The 17,575-nt window shown below is 44.6% G+C and carries 16 protein-coding genes; all 16 read right to left on the bottom strand.

The window, feature by feature from the left end:
- Positions 1-4: 4 nt before the first annotated feature.
- Positions 5-1,261: an RIP metalloprotease RseP gene (gene rseP, locus D8877_RS03870; RefSeq protein WP_125352484.1), complete on the bottom strand. Its 1,257-nt coding sequence runs from the start codon at positions 1,259-1,261 to the stop codon at positions 5-7.
- Positions 1,262-1,487: 226 nt separating this feature from the next.
- Positions 1,488-2,291 (bottom strand): phosphatidate cytidylyltransferase, encoded by an 804-nt coding sequence (locus D8877_RS03860; protein ID WP_125352482.1) that lies wholly within the window; start codon positions 2,289-2,291, stop codon positions 1,488-1,490.
- Between the two features lie 18 nt (positions 2,292-2,309).
- Positions 2,310-3,059 (bottom strand): undecaprenyl pyrophosphate synthase, encoded by a 750-nt coding sequence (gene uppS / locus D8877_RS03855; protein WP_125352480.1) that lies wholly within the window; start codon positions 3,057-3,059, stop codon positions 2,310-2,312.
- A 240-nt stretch (positions 3,060-3,299) separates the two neighbouring features.
- On the bottom strand, positions 3,300-3,635 hold the full coding sequence (gene yajC / locus D8877_RS03850) for a preprotein translocase subunit YajC (RefSeq protein ID WP_002927941.1): 336 nt from the start codon (positions 3,633-3,635) through the stop codon (positions 3,300-3,302).
- 177 nt (positions 3,636-3,812) lie between these two features.
- Entirely contained in the window at positions 3,813-5,789 is a 1,977-nt protein-coding gene (gene tkt / locus D8877_RS03845; RefSeq protein ID WP_125352478.1) for a transketolase, read from the bottom strand.
- A 548-nt stretch (positions 5,790-6,337) separates the two neighbouring features.
- The gene (locus tag D8877_RS03840; RefSeq protein ID WP_002893837.1) at positions 6,338-6,595 is read right to left on the bottom strand and encodes a hypothetical protein; all 258 of its coding nucleotides are present in this window, start codon (positions 6,593-6,595) and stop codon (positions 6,338-6,340) included.
- Positions 6,596-7,236: 641 nt separating this feature from the next.
- Positions 7,237-7,647 (bottom strand): hypothetical protein, encoded by a 411-nt coding sequence (locus D8877_RS03830; RefSeq protein ID WP_002902216.1) that lies wholly within the window; start codon positions 7,645-7,647, stop codon positions 7,237-7,239.
- Positions 7,637-7,957, bottom strand: a complete 321-nt coding sequence (locus D8877_RS03825) for a DUF4176 domain-containing protein (RefSeq protein WP_002902215.1) — start codon at positions 7,955-7,957, stop codon at positions 7,637-7,639. The genes D8877_RS03830 and D8877_RS03825 overlap by 11 nt, the downstream gene beginning before the upstream one ends.
- Positions 7,958-7,974: 17 nt before the next feature.
- The gene (locus tag D8877_RS03820) at positions 7,975-9,555 is read right to left on the bottom strand and encodes a hypothetical protein (RefSeq protein ID WP_002902214.1); all 1,581 of its coding nucleotides are present in this window, start codon (positions 9,553-9,555) and stop codon (positions 7,975-7,977) included.
- The gene (locus tag D8877_RS03815; RefSeq protein WP_002902213.1) at positions 9,545-9,907 is read right to left on the bottom strand and encodes a hypothetical protein; all 363 of its coding nucleotides are present in this window, start codon (positions 9,905-9,907) and stop codon (positions 9,545-9,547) included. The genes D8877_RS03820 and D8877_RS03815 overlap by 11 nt, the downstream gene beginning before the upstream one ends.
- Positions 9,908-9,919: 12 nt before the next feature.
- On the bottom strand, positions 9,920-10,192 hold the full coding sequence (locus tag D8877_RS03810) for a TIGR04197 family type VII secretion effector (protein WP_002902212.1): 273 nt from the start codon (positions 10,190-10,192) through the stop codon (positions 9,920-9,922).
- Positions 10,193-10,464: 272 nt separating this feature from the next.
- Positions 10,465-11,343, bottom strand: coding sequence for a CPBP family intramembrane glutamic endopeptidase (locus D8877_RS03805; RefSeq protein WP_002914085.1), 879 nt, complete (start codon positions 11,341-11,343; stop codon positions 10,465-10,467).
- A gap of 344 nt (positions 11,344-11,687) precedes the next feature.
- Positions 11,688-13,826, bottom strand: a complete 2,139-nt coding sequence (locus D8877_RS03800) for an ATP-dependent Clp protease ATP-binding subunit (protein WP_125352476.1) — start codon at positions 13,824-13,826, stop codon at positions 11,688-11,690.
- 479 nt (positions 13,827-14,305) lie between these two features.
- A complete protein-coding gene (locus D8877_RS03795; protein ID WP_125340330.1) occupies positions 14,306-15,457 on the bottom strand; it encodes an iron-containing alcohol dehydrogenase in 1,152 nt (383 codons plus the stop codon).
- A gap of 188 nt (positions 15,458-15,645) precedes the next feature.
- On the bottom strand, positions 15,646-16,074 hold the full coding sequence (locus D8877_RS03790) for an RbsD/FucU family protein (protein WP_002916538.1): 429 nt from the start codon (positions 16,072-16,074) through the stop codon (positions 15,646-15,648).
- Positions 16,075-17,559 (bottom strand): rhamnulokinase, encoded by a 1,485-nt coding sequence (locus D8877_RS03785; RefSeq protein WP_125340329.1) that lies wholly within the window; start codon positions 17,557-17,559, stop codon positions 16,075-16,077.
- Between the last annotated feature and the right edge of the window lie 16 nt (positions 17,560-17,575).

Genomic DNA, 17,575 nt, shown 5'->3' with positions numbered 1-17,575 from the left:
TTTCCTAGAAGAATAATTTCATAATATCGTTCCAGGTAACGGCAATCATCAGGATAACCATAATAGCCACTCCAGACAGAGTGATATAGGTCTCCGTTTCCCTTTTAAGAGGTTTTCTGCGGATAGCCTCTAGAATATTGAGGACGATTTTTCCGCCGTCCAAGGCTGGAATGGGAATCAGGTTGAAAATACCGATATTGAGCGACAGCATCGCCAAAAGACTGAGCACTGCTGGTAATCCTTGCTCAGCAGCCTGACTGCTGAAATTGTAAATAGCAACTGGACCGCCCAGCTTATTGATATTGAAGTGGAAGACGATATCTTTCAGAGCTGACAAAATGCGAACCGTGGTAGACCAAGCTGCAGTAAAGCCGCCAATGACCTTGTCCCAAAAGCCTGTCTTGACTGTTGGGGATACACCCAGCAGATAGCGATTGCCGTCTTTTTTAGGCTGTACGGTAATCTCTTTCGTTTCGCTACCGTGTTTGTAGGTAACAGACAAGGTCGGCGCTTCCTTGCTCTTGGCTGTGATTTTCGCCAGAGCGCTGGTTAGATCCGCCCAGTTGCTAATCTTATAGTCATTAATTTTAAGGATTTGGTCATTATTTTGAACCCCAGCAGCTGCTATGGCACTACCATCCATGACTTGAAAATGATTGCTGTTCTCATCACGAACGCCGCCCTGAACAAAGGCCAGCAGCATAAATACCAGCACGCTCAGGATGAAGTTATTCATAGGCCCAGCAAAGTTGGTGATGAGGCGACCCCAGATGCTAGCATTCTGATACTGAACATCCAGCGGTGCAATCCTCACCTCAGTGCCGTCTTCTTCAACAATCGTTGCATCATGATCTACTGCATAAGTCTTGAGCTCGTCAAGGACCAGACCTGTGATTTCCAGCTTTTCCTCAAAGTCAAAGCCAGTCACATTCATGGGCAGAGCTGTCTGGTCAACCTTTTTGCCAGAGAGATTGATACGAACCACCTTGCCCTCTGCATCCAAGGTCAGACTAGCCGGTGTCCCCACCTTAATGTCAGTGGAGTCTTCCCCCCAGCCGGCCATGCGCACATAGCCCCCCAAGGGTAAAATCCGAATCGTATAGGCCGTCCCGTCCTTGCCAATATGGGAGAAAATCTTGGGGCCCATACCGATAGCGAACTCTCTGACCAAAATGCCGGACTTCTTTGCAAAGTAGAAGTGTCCGAACTCATGGACCACCACAATGATCCCAAAAATAATAATAAAGGTTATAAACTGCATGGACTTCTATATTTTACCTTTCCTAGAAATCTTATTTTTTCTTTAAATCAAAGAAGGAGCAGAAAACGGCCAAATACCGAGCTTCCCGCCCCTGCATAGCTGACACTCTTGAAAATAGGGTAGAAGCTCAACTCAAAATTTTGAGCTCCAAATCCTAGTTCCTTCTCAGATTGTGCGGTCTTTGGACAAACTTGCCATCCCTTACTTTCAGCCATGCACGACTGTCTTAGAACAAGCCGAAGAAATGCATGAGCGGAAAGACGAAGAGAAGGCTGTCAAAGCGATCCAAGACACCGCCGTGACCAGGAATGAATTTCCCAGAATCCTTGACCCCGAAATGACGCTTAACTGAGCTTTCGACCAAATCTCCCAACTGACCTGCAATACTAAAGAGCACTGCCAGAATCAAAAAGACAAGGGCATGATAAGGTGCGTACACTTGCGGTCGAACCAACATAAAAATCCCAGTCACTAGAACGGCTGATAGAATGCCGCCCAGGCTGCCTTCAATAGTCTTATTAGGAGAAACTCTCGGCGCCAGCTTTCTTTTACCAAAACGCACCCCGACCAGATAAGCTCCGCTGTCAGTAGCCCAGACGATAAAGAGAGCTAGCAGGACCTTGTCAATATTCATCAAGCGGGCATCAATCAAGGCATTAAAACCAAGACCAACATAAAAACTAGCTGCAATCGGATAGGCTACATCCTCAAAAGTGTAGTTGGAACCTAGAACAGTCGAAATCAACAGAAGGAAGACGACCAAGCCATAGGCCACGACATTGCCATCCACTGGCAGAAACTTCAGATAGTTCTCCAAAGGCAGGGTTAGGACAAAGGCTGCCAGCATGGCCAAGACGCCTTCGATGGTCGCTGTCGGCAGACCTTTCATTTGGAGAAATTCATGCACCGCCAGCATAGCCAGTAGCCCCACAAAAATCTGAAAGATGACGCCTCCTGTCAATACCAGAGGAATAAAAATAGCAAGAGCGATTCCCCCAAAGATTAGACGTTTTTGTAAATTTTTACTCATACTCTTTTACTTTCTCCCTTAAACACCGCCAAAGCGTCGATTCCGACGGCTGTATTCTGCAATTGCAGCCTTCAAAGCCTTCTCATCAAAGTCAGGCCAGAGGATATCCGTAAAATACAGCTCACTGTAGGCTGACTGCCAAGGCAGAAAATTGCTGAGACGCAGCTCTCCACTGGTCCGAATCACCAGATCCGGATCGCGCAGCATCTTAGGCAAATTGCTGGTATAGAGGTAGTTGCCAATGACTTCCTCAGTAATGTCACCGGGACTGAGTTTGGCATCCAGAACATCCTGAGCAATCTCTTTAACAGCCTGATTGATCTCATATCGACCACCGTAGTTTAGGGCAAAATTGAGAATCAAACCTGTATTGAGCTTGGTCAGGCTTTCAGCCTTTTCCAAAGCTTCAAATGTCGCCTTAGGAAGCTTAGCCGTATCACCAATCATCTGAATCTTGACATTATTCTTGTGAAGCTCCGGTACATAGCGGTCGTAAAATTCAACTGGCAGATTCATGATAAAGGAAACTTCCTTTTCCGGACGAGACCAATTTTCCGTTGAAAAGGCATAGACTGTCAAGACCTGAACACCCATCTCCTTGGCAGCAATCGTCACCTTTTGCAGGGTTTCCATGCCAGCCTTATGACCGAATACGCGCGGCTGCATCCTTTTTTTAGCCCAACGGCCGTTGCCGTCCATAATGACAGCAATGTGTTTGGGAACATTCAGAGGTGCGTTCAGCTTTTCTTTTTTCTTAAAACTAAACATACTTTTTATCCTATTTAAAGTTTTATCAGTTCATTATATCATAAATCCTTGGAATGTGGGCAATTCATCCGCTTTTTCAAATCCGAGGATATAAAATAAGGACAGAATGTCAACCAGAGAATCCAAACTCAGTTAAAACTCACCAGCTTGTCCAAACTGCAAGGCGAATAAGCTTGAAACCAGACACCTCCTAGCCACATGATTCAAAACAAAAAAACAGCCCGCAAGCTGTTTATTTCTTTACTCTTCAATCGCTGATTCTTCCTCAGGAAGGTCAACGCTTCCCTCACCGCCAGCAACAGCAGGAATCCCCTCAGTCAATGGCAGTACAGTCTTAATAGCTGTCAGTTCAAAGGTCAGGTAAACACCGTCTACATCCAGAACAACTGTCTTTTTATCTGTGTCCACTTCATCTACCGTTCCATACAAACCACCAATGGTAATGACTTCATAACCCTTTTGCAGCTTGTTAAGACTTTCCATACGCTGCTGAGCCTGTTTCTTTTGAGCACGCATTTGGAAATAGGTCATCCCTATCAGTACAACTGCAAAGACAATAAGCATAGTTGGATTCATATATTTTCTCCTTCGAATGTCATATATGAACTACTATAGCAGATTTCCCTTATTTTTACAAGATGATTCTGACTTTTCAGGAAAAGTCCGTCTCAAGTCGGATGAAGCATGACTGGCCTAACGACATTTTTTAAAAAGTAAAAATCAGGATGACTAACACCCTGATTTTATGTCTTTTTATTTAAGATTTTTAGCAACTTCTGCTACGTGCTCAACTGTAAAGCCGTATTCTTCCAGCACCTTGACTGCTGGAGCAGATGCACCGAACTGGTCGATTCCGATAACTGCACCGTCTAGACCGACATACTTGTACCAAGGCTGGCTAGCTGCCATCTCGATCGCTACGCGGCGACGAACTGCATTTGGCAGAATTTCTTCTTTGTAGGCTGCATCTTGAGCATCAAAAAGCTCTGTTGATGGCACGCTGACCACGCGGATTTTAGCGCCTTCTGCTGCAAGTGCTTTAGCAGCTGCAACTGCCAAATTAACCTCAGAACCAGAAGCCAGCAAGATTGTGTCGAAATCTGCTCCTGTTTCATAGACCACATAAGCACCTTTAGCTACCTTGTCAAAGTTTGTTCCTTCTTCAACTGTTAGATTTTGACGGGTCAAGACCAGAGCAGTCGGAGTAGATTGGCTCTTAAGGGCCAGATACCAAGCTGCCTGAGTTTCACGCGCATCTGCTGGGCGGAAAACAGTCAGGTTTGGAATGGCACGCAGACCAGCCAAATGCTCAATCGGTTCGTGAGTTGGGCCGTCTTCACCAACTGCAATAGAATCGTGTGTGAAGACATAAGTCACTGGCAAACCTTGAAGGGCAGACAAACGGACAGCTGCCTTGACATAGTCTGAGAAGACGAAGAAGGTACCACCGTAGACGCGAAGTCCACCATGAAGCGCCATACCGTTAAGAATCGTACCCATCGCAAACTCGCGCACACCAAATTGAATATTGCGGTTGAGACGGTGGGCATCATCCTGCAGGCCGTCTTCCTTGATATAGGTCATATTGGAATGAGCCAAGTCAGCAGAACCGCCGAGGAAAGTTGGAAGCACCTTAGCTGCTGCATTGAGGGCATCCTGACTAGAATTACGGGTTGCTTGAGAGAAGCCATTTTCAAGCACTGGGAAGTCTTCTGGCTTAATCTCTACTGGATCCTGACCAGCAATGATAGCTGTTACTTCTGCCGCCAATTCAGGATGGGCTTGCTTGTAGTCCTCTACTAGCTGTTTCCAAGCATCGTATGCTGCTGCACCACGCTCTGCTACATTTGTACGGTAATCTGCATAGACTTCCTCAGGAATCTCAAACGGGGCATAGTCCCAGCCCAAGGCTTTACGAGTAGCTTCTGCTTCTTCTGCTCCAAGAGGCGCACCATGAACTGCATTAGTTCCTTGCTTATTTGGAGAACCGTAACCGATAACTGTCTTGACTTCAATCAAAGATGGCTTGCCGGAAGCCTTAGCCGCATTGATAGCTGCATCAATCGCTGCAAGGTCTGTCCCGTCTTCCACCAAGGCAGTATGCCAGCCATAGGCTTCATAGCGGGCACGAACATTTTCTGTAAAGGAATCCTTGGTTTCTCCGTCCAAGTTGATATCATTTGAATCATAGAGAACAACCAGCTTGTCCAGCTTTTGCAGGCCAGCGTAAGAAGCAGCCTCAGCTGAAACCCCCTCCATCAAATCGCCATCACCACAGATGACATAAGTGTAGTGGTCGAAAATTGGATAGCCTTCACGGTTGTACTTGGCAGCCAAGAAACGCTCTGCCTGAGCAAATCCAGTAGCTGTAGAAATCCCCTGTCCCAGTGGGCCAGTAGTAGCATCAACACCAGCTGTATGGCCAAACTCTGGGTGACCTGGTGTCTTAGAACCCCATTGGCGGAAGTTTTTAATTTCATCCATGCTGACATCTTTAAAGCCAGACAGATGAAGCAAGGCATAAAGCAACATAGAGCCATGTCCTGCAGATAGGACGAAGCGATCGCGGTTAATCCAGTTTGGCTGTTCTGGATTGATACGAAGTTGTTTAGTAAACAAGTCATAAGCCATCGGTGCAGCACCCATGACTACGCCAGGGTGACCTGACTTAGACTTTTCAATCGCGTCAATCCCTAAAAAGCGAATGGCATTAACTGATAATTGTGACATTGGATTCTCCTTATTTTTACTAAAATCTGTCCTGACATCAGAACAGGATAAACAATGGTCGTAGAAACGATAAAAATTGTCTCATATCTATTATAAGAAAATTATCCCTATATCGCAAGATAGGGATAATCTCATCTTTTTTATAGATTTATTATAAATCTTGAAAACGGCAACAAAAAGACCAAGAATTACACAGGCGACTGTTCACTCTTGGACTGTCAAAAAAATCTGCCCATAAGGACAGAAAAAGTAAGAAATTGAGCATCCTGCTCCTAAGTTTGACTGCGCCCACAGATTGTTTCATTAAGTTTTTACAGAACGTAGTTTTCGCTTACGCTCAAACTGCATCTATGCTTCTAAGCTCTGCTCGACTCTGCGAGCCGGCAATCGCTAAAAAAATAGCGGAACGTAGACTTAGCTTGCACTCAGTCTGCATCAATGCCTCTAAATTCGACTGCGCCCACAGCTTGTCTCATTAAGAGACATAGAAAAACCCAGCTATCCAAATGGTTAGCTGGGTTAGGGTTGAGCTACATCATAGTTTTAGACTATCCTGCGGCCTTTTGATGAATGGTGATGCCGTATTTTTCATGGTTTTCTTCATACCAATTAATTAAGGCCATCGCAGTTTGATAAGTAATGTTCTTAATTTTGCTGGTCCCTTTAGTTAAGGTCAGGATACTCATCTTGCTGATGTTTGCATCCGTCGCAATTCGATAACTAGTTAAGGTTCCATTAACTAACAACTGAACAACAGCCTCGACTTTCCTATAGTCAGGCATAGTTGTAATATCCAACTTTTTCATAATTAAATCCTCTCCTAAAATTTAATTTACTAATCCATTATACACTTTTTTCTGACATTTACATATATAAAAACTTGAAAATGTACAAAAAAATTAGAACACAATCTATTGAAATGTCAACTTTTCATGTTTTATCTCCATTATCTAAAAAATTTAAAATGCCCAATTGTCATTTGCTGTCTTCCTCCAAATTATCTAAACATTTTTTAGAAGCCTAAATCATGCTAGTTCAGATTATGTGAGTGTCTTCCAACAGTTTTTTTAATTTTCTGAAAGCTGATGAAATACAGTATTGCGTTCCCGCATTTTACACTAGTCTGCTTTAGAGTTTTCAAGAAAAAACTTAAAAAATTTAGAGGAAAATAGCAATGTTAACCTTTCTAAAAAGTAAGCAGCTTCATGAAGCCAGTATGTTAGTCTATCAGAGAGAACGGCAGTATCTAGAAGAAAACAAAGAGCAGATGACAAGTTATAGTTCTTATGCCCTTGCAAGTATTTCCAAATTATGAAATGGAGCACCAAGCCAATAGAAAGGTTTTGATAGAAGACTTGTATAAGGCTTATCAGCTCTTTCTCTGCTGCAGGAGCCTGTTCAAATGACAAAATCCGCCTCGCTAGAACGAGACGGATGTAGCTGTGCATTAAGGTGACTGAGATTTAGACTTCTGCTCTAGCCTCTTGGCTGAGGGGCTGTCTTTTCTGACCAGATAAAGGCCCTCCTTGGAATTGGTCGGATCCTCCTTGAGCTTGAGCATGAGCAAATCCCCATTGTGGACATAGCTGTAAAGTTTAGACCCTAGCCGGATACTGCCGGCCTTGCGGTCAATGCTGCCCTTCTCTTCCAGACCCTCTTTATAGAAGGTGACTTGCTGGTCTCTGATATTCAGAATCGTTTCCTTGTCCAAGCCACTGAAGCCGTCTGCCCCATCCTCAATCTGGCGGTAATACACTCCGTCCAGACTGGCCTCATTCAGGCTGGCAAAGAGGAAGAGAGCTCCAAAAGCTAAAGCAAGGAGGACTAGGCCTGAGAAAATAATTGTCTTACGCTTCATCTGCCGCTCCTGCTCTTTCCGGGACGGTCAGCCTGGGATAGGGGATATCAGCTATCAGCTCGTCATAACGCTGGAGCAAATCCTGAAAAGTCACATCTACATAACCAACAAAGACCAGCCGCTCAATATCTTCTTTATTAAAAAAGATTAATTCTTTTCCCGTCAGACCGGAGGGCAGGATTACTGCTCCAAAGTCAAAGTAGCCGGTCTGTCCGTCAAGGGTCGTCACAGGAAACTGGCTGACAATCATCAGGGGTTGAGAACTGCCCTTAACCATGACTACACTTCCGATAGGTAATTGTTGCTTCATCAAAGTCTCCTTTCTCCTTAAGCCAGAGCAAGCGCTGGGAGGGCGACTACAGGAGCTACTGTCACTGCAACTACTACAGCTGCAACTTCCAGACCATTCACGGTTTGCGCCCCCGTTTCAACCGAATTCACCGTTTTATTTCCATTCGAGTCTTTACTGATATTCGAGTCGACGCCATAGACTCCAACCATACCATTCCAGATATCAGTAGATACTTTAAGACCGGCCCCAGTATCGTGCTGCTCTGTTCCAGCATGTAGAGAAAGATTAATCTCCGGCATAGGGAGCCAACCTGTGTCTGTATTTAAGCCAACACTGCCATTGACACCAATATGATAGCCACCGACACTGATTTGAGGACTGGCATTAAGCTTCCAGTCACTGGCATCTATATCAACAGAAGCCACACCCAAATCTACAGCTACTCCATTAAAAATACCATTATTTGTCTTGTACTTGAAAATACCAGGATCATCTTCTTCCACAGTTGTCGAGTATTTGGCATAGGTACTATATAACCAGCCTGTACTCCAGTCAGTCTTTTTGGAGTGTTCCAGGGTATTGGTATGACCAAAAAGAAAGTCCCAAAAGCCCGATGAACCACCGCTACTACCAGCAGCCTGTTTGGCAGCAGGCATAGCTACTGTTTGGGCACCAGTTTGATTGCCTGCTTGCTTCATAAAGCCCAGCATAGCCCCAGCCCACAGCCCATTGAAAGCAGCCTGCGAGAGACTACCAGAAGCCTGATCTGCCTTGGCCTGGTCCAGTCGTACCTTGAGGATGGGATCAGCCTGCTGGACCGCTTCTTCCAGATGGCTGCGGAGGGCCTGCGGAATGTTCCGGCTGGGATAGCGCTCTAGATAGGCCTGGACAGCCTGGATATCCTCCGGAGTCAGCTCTTCACCGCTGTCTAGCTTATCCATGACCTTTTGAAAGGCAGCTTCAACTGCTTTTTTGCTCTCCCAAGCTGTTTCAACAGTCTGGGTCCAGGTCATCCTGTCCGGACTAGGCAGGACAAAGCTGCCGTTAAAGTTTGCAAAGCCTTCTGTCATCAGGCTCAGAGCTTGGTCCAAAGCAGCAGCCAGCCCCGGCAGATTGTCGAAAATAGTGGCCGACGATGAATAAAAGGCCAGCAGTTTATTCAGCTTGTCCTGCAATTCATGACGTTTGTCCTGAGCTGCTGTAATGGCATTCTGGATGCTGCTTTTGGTAGAAGCAGCCACATCCTTCTGTTTATTGGCCTCGGTCAGAGCCTGATTTTGGCTGTCAATGGTCTGATCATAAGAAGCAATCTGACTCTCCAGGACATCCTGATCCAAACTCTCTTCTGCCACCTCACTGACATAACGGCTGGGCAGATCGCTGCCAGCTTTGACCAGCTCTTCTTCAAAGAGAATCGCTGCCTTAAAGAGGGGAAGGAACATCCCCTGACAGTAGGTTTTAGCACTGTCATATGCTGTTCCGGTCAGCCCGCTTTCCCCTGCAAAATTTTCCATGGCCTGCATGGCAGATTCATAAGCCGCGATCCTCACCTGGCTGGCAGTGGCCATTGACCCTGCCTGCTGGTTGGAAACGGGGAGTTCCATCTTAGCGCCCATATCCAGCCTCCTTGTCTTCTGCTTCCAGAGCTTGTCTATACTGACCCTGGATGATCTCAATCTGACGGTCTAGCTTTTTTCTTTCCTTATCCAGCCGATCCTGACCATCCTGGATATCCAAATCCAGCAATCGGTGACTGTGCTCAACCAGACCCATAATATCATAAAAATCCTGACTGTCCTTGGCCGTTAAGGGCAGGTAATTCAGCTCTCTCAAGGCCGAAAGTCCCCGGTCATAGAGATAATCAATATCCTCTTCAAAGCGGTCTAGACGACGCTTTTGCTCCTCAGCCTTATCCAGTTTTTCAAATGCCTGCAGGCGTTCAGCAGCTAGAGTTTGGGAATTCTTCATACTACTTCCTCCTTATCCCTCAATATCCGCAGCCATTCCTTGGTCAGTCGCCTGAAATTCCTCTGCTACGCTTTGCAGGAGCTGACTGAAGCTTGTAATCTTACCGGCGATATCAGCTGACGCCGTACTGGAATGATCAATTTCCTCACTTGCCCGGCTATTTCCCTCCAAACGACTGATAGCATCCTTGTCAGGCTGAGATGCTGCACCTATCTGACTGGAAGCGGCTGAAAAGCTATTAGCATGGCTAGCTACTAGCCCATTATCACTTTTAATATCTGACATTGCTTGCTCCTCTGTTTTTGCTTTTATTTTATGACATTTATATTATAAGTTCAAGTCTCCGCCTGCTTTTTAACCAAAAAGAAACAAGACTGATAAATAATTCCAATCTTGTTAATTGCTAAACCTACTTAATCTGGTGCTTTTAAAGCCTCTAATTTCCGCTTCCTAATGAGCAGAAACTCATTCTCCAGATCGCCTTCCAAATCTTTGACAGCCAGATGATTCAAGCGAGATCCGGTAACATTATCAGGAATCTGCTTTTTATTACTCTGTTAGCTCGACTTTCCATACTCCAGTTTTTTTCTCCATTTCCGTATAGCTAGACCGACTGTAAAATAAAGAACGGTCGGAATCATCCCCACTGAAAGCGAGAAGAGGAAAGCTTGATTTTTTTCTACCGAGACAAAGCCTAGTAATAGTAAAGGATTTATAACCGCATCCTCCATAGTGTGCATAATTACCAGCGGCCAGACAGACTTAGTAATTCTAAAAATCTCTGTATACATGACCGTCCAGCATGCAACAGTTATCATCCCGATAAGGAAGAATGTAAACCTTCCAACCGGCAAGGTATTTTGGATTTCTCTCTCAGACAGAAGCTTCATAATGTAAGGCAGATGCCAAATCCACCAGATAAATCCAACAAGTAGATATAGTTTTAAGTCAGATAATTTTAATTTGATTAATTGATTGGTAAGATATGCCCTCCAAACGGATTCTTCAAAAATATTTTTTATGAATTGAGCCCCTATCTGTGTGAGCAAGATTCCAAGATAGACCGTAAACTCAACCTTCACATCTGTCACTCTGATGCCTTGTGTCATCAGTCCCAAGAGTATCACTATCATAGTAACAAGAGGGTAGACTAAAAAACTAATCAGATATAATTTTTTGTTATTCTTAAAATGAATGGAAAAACCTGCCTCTTTCCAGCCGTCTCCGCCAAAGCTTCGAAGAAAGATGGTACAGATTAACGGAGTTACCAGCCAAATCAGCATCCCTAAAGAGCCGCTTCCTATCTCTGTTCCGATATTTTCGTAATGAGCTTGGCCAGTTACTTTATCAACAACATAACCAATCCTGCCACATAGGCTGCTGAGAATGGCGAAGATAATGACATTGCGTTTAATTGTAGTTATGGACTGTTTCATAGCAGTCTCCTTTCGTCAAAAAATTATTCATCTCTCTTATTTGAGAGAAGCTAGGTTGATTCGAGTCATCGACTGCTTCGGCAATATCAAAATTTTGTTTCATTTTACCGATACCTTCTAAGCAAGTCTGGCTTTTCTTCAGCATCAGGTTTCAATGTTTTTCTTTTTATATACCTAATAGAAACATTTCTTTTAAGTGATATCAAGGAGAATTTAGTTGAGATTTTGGGGTAAATGGTAATTTATTTCCAGAAAGGGGAGATATTTGTAATTCCTACTTAACAAAAAAGACCTACCTTCATCTAAGAAGGAGATCTTTGAAAAGTTAGTTGACTCAGTAAGCTTTATTCTGCTTGCTTGTCTTCTTCAGATGCGTCAGCACCCTTTTCACGAATAACTAAGACACCATCTTCCAAATCGGCTGTCAAGTGCTTAGCATCTAGATTGTCTAAGTGGAAGTCAGTCACCTTGTCACGAATTTGCTGCTCAATGACACGGCGCAGCGGACGAACACCCATGACTTGGTCATAACCAGCGTCGCGCAGGAATTCCTTAGCTGCATCAGATACAGCCAGATCAATTTCTTTCTTGCTCAAGGTTTGATTTACTTCGATCAGCATGAGATTAACAATCTCCATCAAATCTTCTTTCTTGAGATGAGAGAACTCAATAACCGCGTTGAAACGATTGAGGAATTCTGGACGGAAGTAAGCTTTGAGTCGATCCATCAGATCAGGTTTTTCAGCATCCTCTTCCAAGCCTGCTTCATATCCAAATCCAGCATTGGAAGTCGCAATAATAACCGTATTCTTGAAGTTGACTGTATTCCCTTGACCATCTGTCAAACGACCGTCATCCAGAACTTGAAGGAGAAGGGTAATCACTTGTGGATCAGCCTTTTCAATCTCATCCAAGAGAATGATAGAGTAAGGATTGCGACGCACACGCTCGGTCAAGGTGTTGTTGTTATCATCATAGCCGACATAGCCTGCAGTCGTACCAATCAGCTTGGAAACAGCAGTCCGGTCGGAGTATTCTGACATATCCAGACGGATGATGGCTTCCTTGGTACCGAACATATCCAGAGCCAGTTGCTTAGCAAGCTCAGTCTTACCAACACCAGTTGGTCCAACAAAGAGGAAACTTCCGATTGGACGGTTGCCTTCATCAAAGCCTGCACGGTTTCGGCGGATAGCCCTAGCCACAGCTTCTACAGCCTTGTCTTGACCAATCACCTTGGCTTTGAGACGGTCATTCATGCCCTTGAGTCGCTCAATGTCGCTGGCACCCATCTGAGATACCGGCACTCCCGTCATCCGCTCAACAGACTCCGCTACGTCGTTGACTGTCGCCGTCACCTTCATATCCTCGGTGTGGTTTTGAATTTTCTTTTCCAGCTCTTCAATGCGGGTCTTGGCATTCAGAGCTGCTTCATAATCTTCTTTTTCAACAGCTGCTTCCTGCTTGTCTTTTTGCTCAGCAATCTCATGTTCAACCGCATGAACATCGGTAACTGGATGCTGGGCTGCCAGGTGGGCAGCAGTCACGTCGACCAGGTCAATCGCCTTGTCTGGCAGGCTCCGTTGTGGAATATACTGAACAGAGTAGTCCACAGCCGCTTTCAGCACTTCATCCGGCAGGATGACATTGTGGTGCTTTTCATACAAATCCCGAATGCCTCGAAGGATCTGATAGGTATCTTTGGCAGACGGAGCATTGACTTTGACTTCATTGAAACGACGAGCCAGAGCTGCATTTTTGAGAATGGTGTTTCGGTACTCGTCCTGAGTAGTAGCCCCGATAACGGTCAACTCCCCACGAGAAAGCGCTGGCTTAAGAATATCCGCCAAGCCCTTGGACCCGCTGTCTCCGCCAGTAGATCCTGCTCCCAGGATTTGATGGATTTCATCAAAGAAGAGGATAATGTTGCCGGCTTCCTTGACTTCATTGACCAAGTTTTGGATATTTTCTTCAAAGCTACCACGATATTGAGTACCAGCTTCCAGACCGGAAATATCAACAGAAATAATTTCCTTGTTCTTGATTGCCGCTGGCACATCACCATTGACGATAGCCTGAGCCAATCCTTCTACGACAGCTGTCTTACCAACTCCGGCATCTCCAACCAATACAGGATTATTCTTAGTCCGGCGGGAAAGGATTTCAGCAGTTTCTTGGATTTCCTTATTGCGCCCAATGACTGGATCCAACTTACCATCACGAGCTTCCTGAGTCAGATTGCGACCTAGCTTAGCCAGGATACCATCCTGCTTAGGTCCTTGAGCAGCAGTCTGGCTATTCTGCTCACCTGCTCCTTGACCGGGGAGCTTGCCAGTAGCCCGGTACTGAGCAAACTCTTCCGGTGTGACCTCTCTACCATTAATCAAGTAGCGCCGGTGCTCACTGTTGTAGCCGCCTATGCGCCCCATGAGTTGGTTGAAAAGGTCGTCCATATTGTTAAAATTGTTGTAGTTGTTGTTCATAGCATTGCCTCACTTTTCTTCATTTTTCGATTTACATAATTTTTATTTTTACCAAAGTTTCAGATAAGAAATCTCTTCCTTATCTACTATAAATATTCATTCGGGAGATCTTCTCCAATCTATTATTTTACATAACTTATTTCATTTCCAAAATTCAAGACTGAGTCAGTCTCTACTTTTATGAGTGAATCAAATCTCTTTCAGACGAAGATGATTTTACATAATTTTTGATCCTCCCAAAAATAATCGCCTTCCGGCTTTATTCTTATCTTCTGATTAAATTTACGTAAACTTTTTTGTTTACAGTTGTAATTTTATCATGACATAATTTATTTGTCAATAGATTTTACATAATTTTTTAAAATAACTTTACAGTTGTAATCAAAATTTTGGTTTAGGTTCTTTTCATTCCTATAAAAAAAGCCCTGCAAGTTAGAGTCATGCAGTGCCTTATTTGTTTCAGCAGAATTTTTTCGTTCTTAGAAGAGTTCTTTATAAAAAGCAATCGTTTCTTCTAGAGTTGGCATGAATGGATTGCCTGGCGCACAAGCATCAATCAAAGCGTTTTTAGATAGGTAATCAAAGTCAAAGTCCTTTTCTTCGATACCAAGTTCAGTGAGTTTTTTCGGAATACCAACCGTTTCAGACAGTTTTTCGATTTCAGAAATGGCATAAGCTGCACATTCTTCGTCAGTCTTGCCTTCGATTTGCAGACCAAGGGCTTTGGCAACATTGCGGAAAGCTTCTGGAACCCGTTTAGCATTTTCACGCTCTACAACTGGCAGGAGCATAGCACAGCAGACACCGTGCGGCAGATTGTAAACTGCCCCAAGCTGGTGAGCCATAGAGTGAACATAACCTAGTCCAGCATTGTTAAAAGACATACCTCCAAGGAAGATGGCATTCACCATGCCTTCACGTGCTTCAATATCATGGCCATTGGCAACCGCACGAGGAAGGTATTCTTTGATAAGTTCAATAGCTCCGATAGATAATTTCTTGGTTACACCGTAGGCTCCTGGTGTGACGAGAGCTTCGACCGCGTGAGTCAAAGCATCCATCCCTGTTGCTGCTGTGAGGGCAGCTGGTTTGGATACCATGAGTTCAGGGTCATTGACTGAGATCAGGGCCAAGCTATTCTTGTCCACCATAACCATCTTAACCTTGCGTTCCTCATCTGTGATGACATAGTTAATGGTAATTTCAGCTGAAGTTCCCGCTGTAGTATTGATTGCCACTACCGGCAGACCTTTCTTAGCAGACTTGTGCAAGCCTTCGTAGTCTTGTGGTTTGCCACCATTTGTCGCAATAACTGAAATACAGCTAGCCGCATCCTGAGGTGAACCTCCGCCGACACTGATAATGAAGTCACAGTTGTGTTCCTTGAGAGCAGCTACACCATCCATGACGTTCTTACAAGTCGGGTTTGGCTCAACATCGCTGAAGACCACATACTGGATGCCTTCCGCATCTAGTGGTGCTAGGATTTGTGGCAGGATATCACTGCCTTCGATAAACTTATCCGTCACCAGCAAGGCCTTGCTATAACCCAGCTCCTTAACATAAGGCCCAACTTCCTTGACAACACCTTTGCCAATAAGATTGACAGCAGGTACGTAAAATGTAGACATATATTTTCTCCTTTTGTTTTATATTGTTAATATAATGATACTGCAAAATTTTGCTTTTTGCAAGTTTTTTTGTGATTTTTTTAACAAGTTTATTGATAAAAAAAGCAAAGAAATTCCCAGATAAGGATGAGGAACAAGGGCATTCCTTTCCAGAAGCAACCTTGTCCATCTCTTACCTGTTTTTTTCATTAGCTGGCAATGACACCTTTTTTCAAAATGATGTTGCCATACAGAGCTCCCTCGCCCGTTTGGATGACCAAATAAGCTTTTTCCGCCTGCTCATAGAAAGCAAAGCGTTCAAATTCTTTAATGGCTGTACCTGGATAGTGCTTTTCTAACAAGGCCTTGTAGTCATCCCAGATGACTGGTACGGTCGGATCTCCCGCTACTACCTGCATAAGACCTGCTTGGTAATTGCTATAAGTATCCAAGGGCAGCACAGTCAAGATAGCATCTAGCAGCGCTGGAACTCCGTGACCATCACAGCGAACAACCCGCTGACCAATCCGATGGGCAGGGAAGTTTGCATCGGCAATGACTACTTCATCTCCGTGACCCATCTCCATCAGATACTTGACCAATTCTGGACTTAAAATAGTTGGAATATACTTTAACATCTAGCTTCCTACTTTCATTCTTGCTTGAAATTCTTGATAGGACTGAGGCAAGTCTGAACCTTCTTGAGGCTGGTATTGCTTGGTTTTTTCTGAATCCTTGATGAGCTTTTGGGCAGTCTGCCGATCTTGAATCTCACCCAAGGTCAAAAGCTGTGCCAAAATATTTCCCAAAGCGCTGGCTTCAATCGGCCCTGTTAGGACTGGTTTCTGGCTTACATCAGCTGTCAGCTGACAGAGCAGTTCATTTTGGATACCGCCTCCGACCATGTGAATCTGCTCGATTTTTTGACCGGTCAAGCTCTCAATTTGCTCCACGGTTTGACGGTAGGCAAAAGCAAGACTTTCCAAGACCACTCGGACAACCTCTCCTTTGCTTTGAGGGACAGGCTGGTTGGTCATATGACAACGCTCCTTGACCTTAGCCTCCATGTCTCCCGGAGCTGCAAAAATAGCATCATTAGGATTAATCCAAGAGCGATTATTCGTAACGTTTCTTGCCAGATTCACCATTTCAGCAAAGCTGATGTCCTCTCCTTGCAAGCGCCAGTCCCGCTGCAGTTCCTGGACAATCCAGAGCCCTGTCGTATTCTTCAAAATCCGATAGCGTCCGTCAAAGCAGCCTTCATTGGTCAGATTGGCCGCTAAAGCTTCCTGGCTGGTTACAGGATTCTGAGATTCTAGACCGACCAGAGACCAAGTGCCACAAGAGATAAAGGCTGTTGGCTGCTCACTCGCATAAGGAATAGCCAGAACAGCTGTCGCTGTATCATGACCAGCCCCAGCAATGACATCAAAAGGCTCAATTTTCAGCTCTTGTGTGATCCGTGGCGACAGGCTTCTCAAGACTTTTCCTCCCTGTATCACCTCACCAAACCACTTTTTAGGAATCCCCAGCGTCTCAAAAACGCTGTCAGACCATGTCTGAGAATTGATATTGAGCAAACCGCTGCTGCTGGCAATGGTATACTCGCTGGATAAAACACCTGACAAAAGATAGTTAATCAAATCCGGCATGAAGAGCACGCGCTCTGCAACTCTTGCCAAATGGGGCTTTTCCTGCAAATCAGCGAATATTTGCAGGACAGTATTAATGCAGGCAGGCTGTACGCCTGTCTCCTCAAAAAGCGTCTCTTTGCTGATTTTCTTGTAAAAAGTTTCTTCGTATTGGCCCATACGATTGTCACGATAACAATGCGGCTGGTAGAGCAGATCACCGTTTTGGTCTAGGTAGGCATAGTCCACTCCCCATGTATCAACGGATATGGATCGAATAGGAATCCCATCTACTGAAGCTTTCTTGATCCCAATCTTAATTTCTCCAAACAGATGCAGGATATTCCAATAAAGACCGTCATTCACGTTCATCGGCTCGTTTTTGAAGCGATGAACTTCTGATAGCTGGATACTATGGCCATTGTAAATTGCTTGCATGACACGACCTGAACTAGCACCTAGGTCAATGGCCAGTAATTTCATCAATGTCATTCTCATCTCCTCCAAT

Origin of the sequence: Streptococcus sanguinis (assembly GCF_003943735.1) — a bacterium.
Classification (GTDB): Bacteria; Bacillota; Bacilli; order Lactobacillales; family Streptococcaceae; genus Streptococcus; species Streptococcus sanguinis_E.
The sequence above is the reverse complement of the archived record's forward strand: the minus strand, read 5'-3'. Positions and strand labels throughout refer to the sequence as shown.

Coding starts and splice junctions, on each gene's coding strand:
- rseP (WP_125352484.1), bottom strand. CDS start 1,261: ATGCAGTTTATAACCTTTATTATTATTTTTGGGATCATTGTGGTGGTC.
- D8877_RS03860 (WP_125352482.1), bottom strand. CDS start 2,291: ATGAGTAAAAATTTACAAAAACGTCTAATCTTTGGGGGAATCGCTCTT.
- uppS (WP_125352480.1), bottom strand. CDS start 3,059: ATGTTTAGTTTTAAGAAAAAAGAAAAGCTGAACGCACCTCTGAATGTT.
- yajC (WP_002927941.1), bottom strand. CDS start 3,635: ATGAATCCAACTATGCTTATTGTCTTTGCAGTTGTACTGATAGGGATG.
- tkt (WP_125352478.1), bottom strand. CDS start 5,789: ATGTCACAATTATCAGTTAATGCCATTCGCTTTTTAGGGATTGACGCG.
- D8877_RS03840 (WP_002893837.1), bottom strand. CDS start 6,595: ATGAAAAAGTTGGATATTACAACTATGCCTGACTATAGGAAAGTCGAG.
- D8877_RS03830 (WP_002902216.1), bottom strand. CDS start 7,647: ATGAAGCGTAAGACAATTATTTTCTCAGGCCTAGTCCTCCTTGCTTTA.
- D8877_RS03825 (WP_002902215.1), bottom strand. CDS start 7,957: ATGAAGCAACAATTACCTATCGGAAGTGTAGTCATGGTTAAGGGCAGT.
- D8877_RS03820 (WP_002902214.1), bottom strand. CDS start 9,555: ATGGGCGCTAAGATGGAACTCCCCGTTTCCAACCAGCAGGCAGGGTCA.
- D8877_RS03815 (WP_002902213.1), bottom strand. CDS start 9,907: ATGAAGAATTCCCAAACTCTAGCTGCTGAACGCCTGCAGGCATTTGAA.
- D8877_RS03810 (WP_002902212.1), bottom strand. CDS start 10,192: ATGTCAGATATTAAAAGTGATAATGGGCTAGTAGCTAGCCATGCTAAT.
- D8877_RS03805 (WP_002914085.1), bottom strand. CDS start 11,343: ATGAAACAGTCCATAACTACAATTAAACGCAATGTCATTATCTTCGCC.
- D8877_RS03800 (WP_125352476.1), bottom strand. CDS start 13,826: ATGAACAACAACTACAACAATTTTAACAATATGGACGACCTTTTCAAC.
- D8877_RS03795 (WP_125340330.1), bottom strand. CDS start 15,457: ATGTCTACATTTTACGTACCTGCTGTCAATCTTATTGGCAAAGGTGTT.
- D8877_RS03790 (WP_002916538.1), bottom strand. CDS start 16,074: ATGTTAAAGTATATTCCAACTATTTTAAGTCCAGAATTGGTCAAGTAT.
- D8877_RS03785 (WP_125340329.1), bottom strand. CDS start 17,559: ATGACATTGATGAAATTACTGGCCATTGACCTAGGTGCTAGTTCAGGT.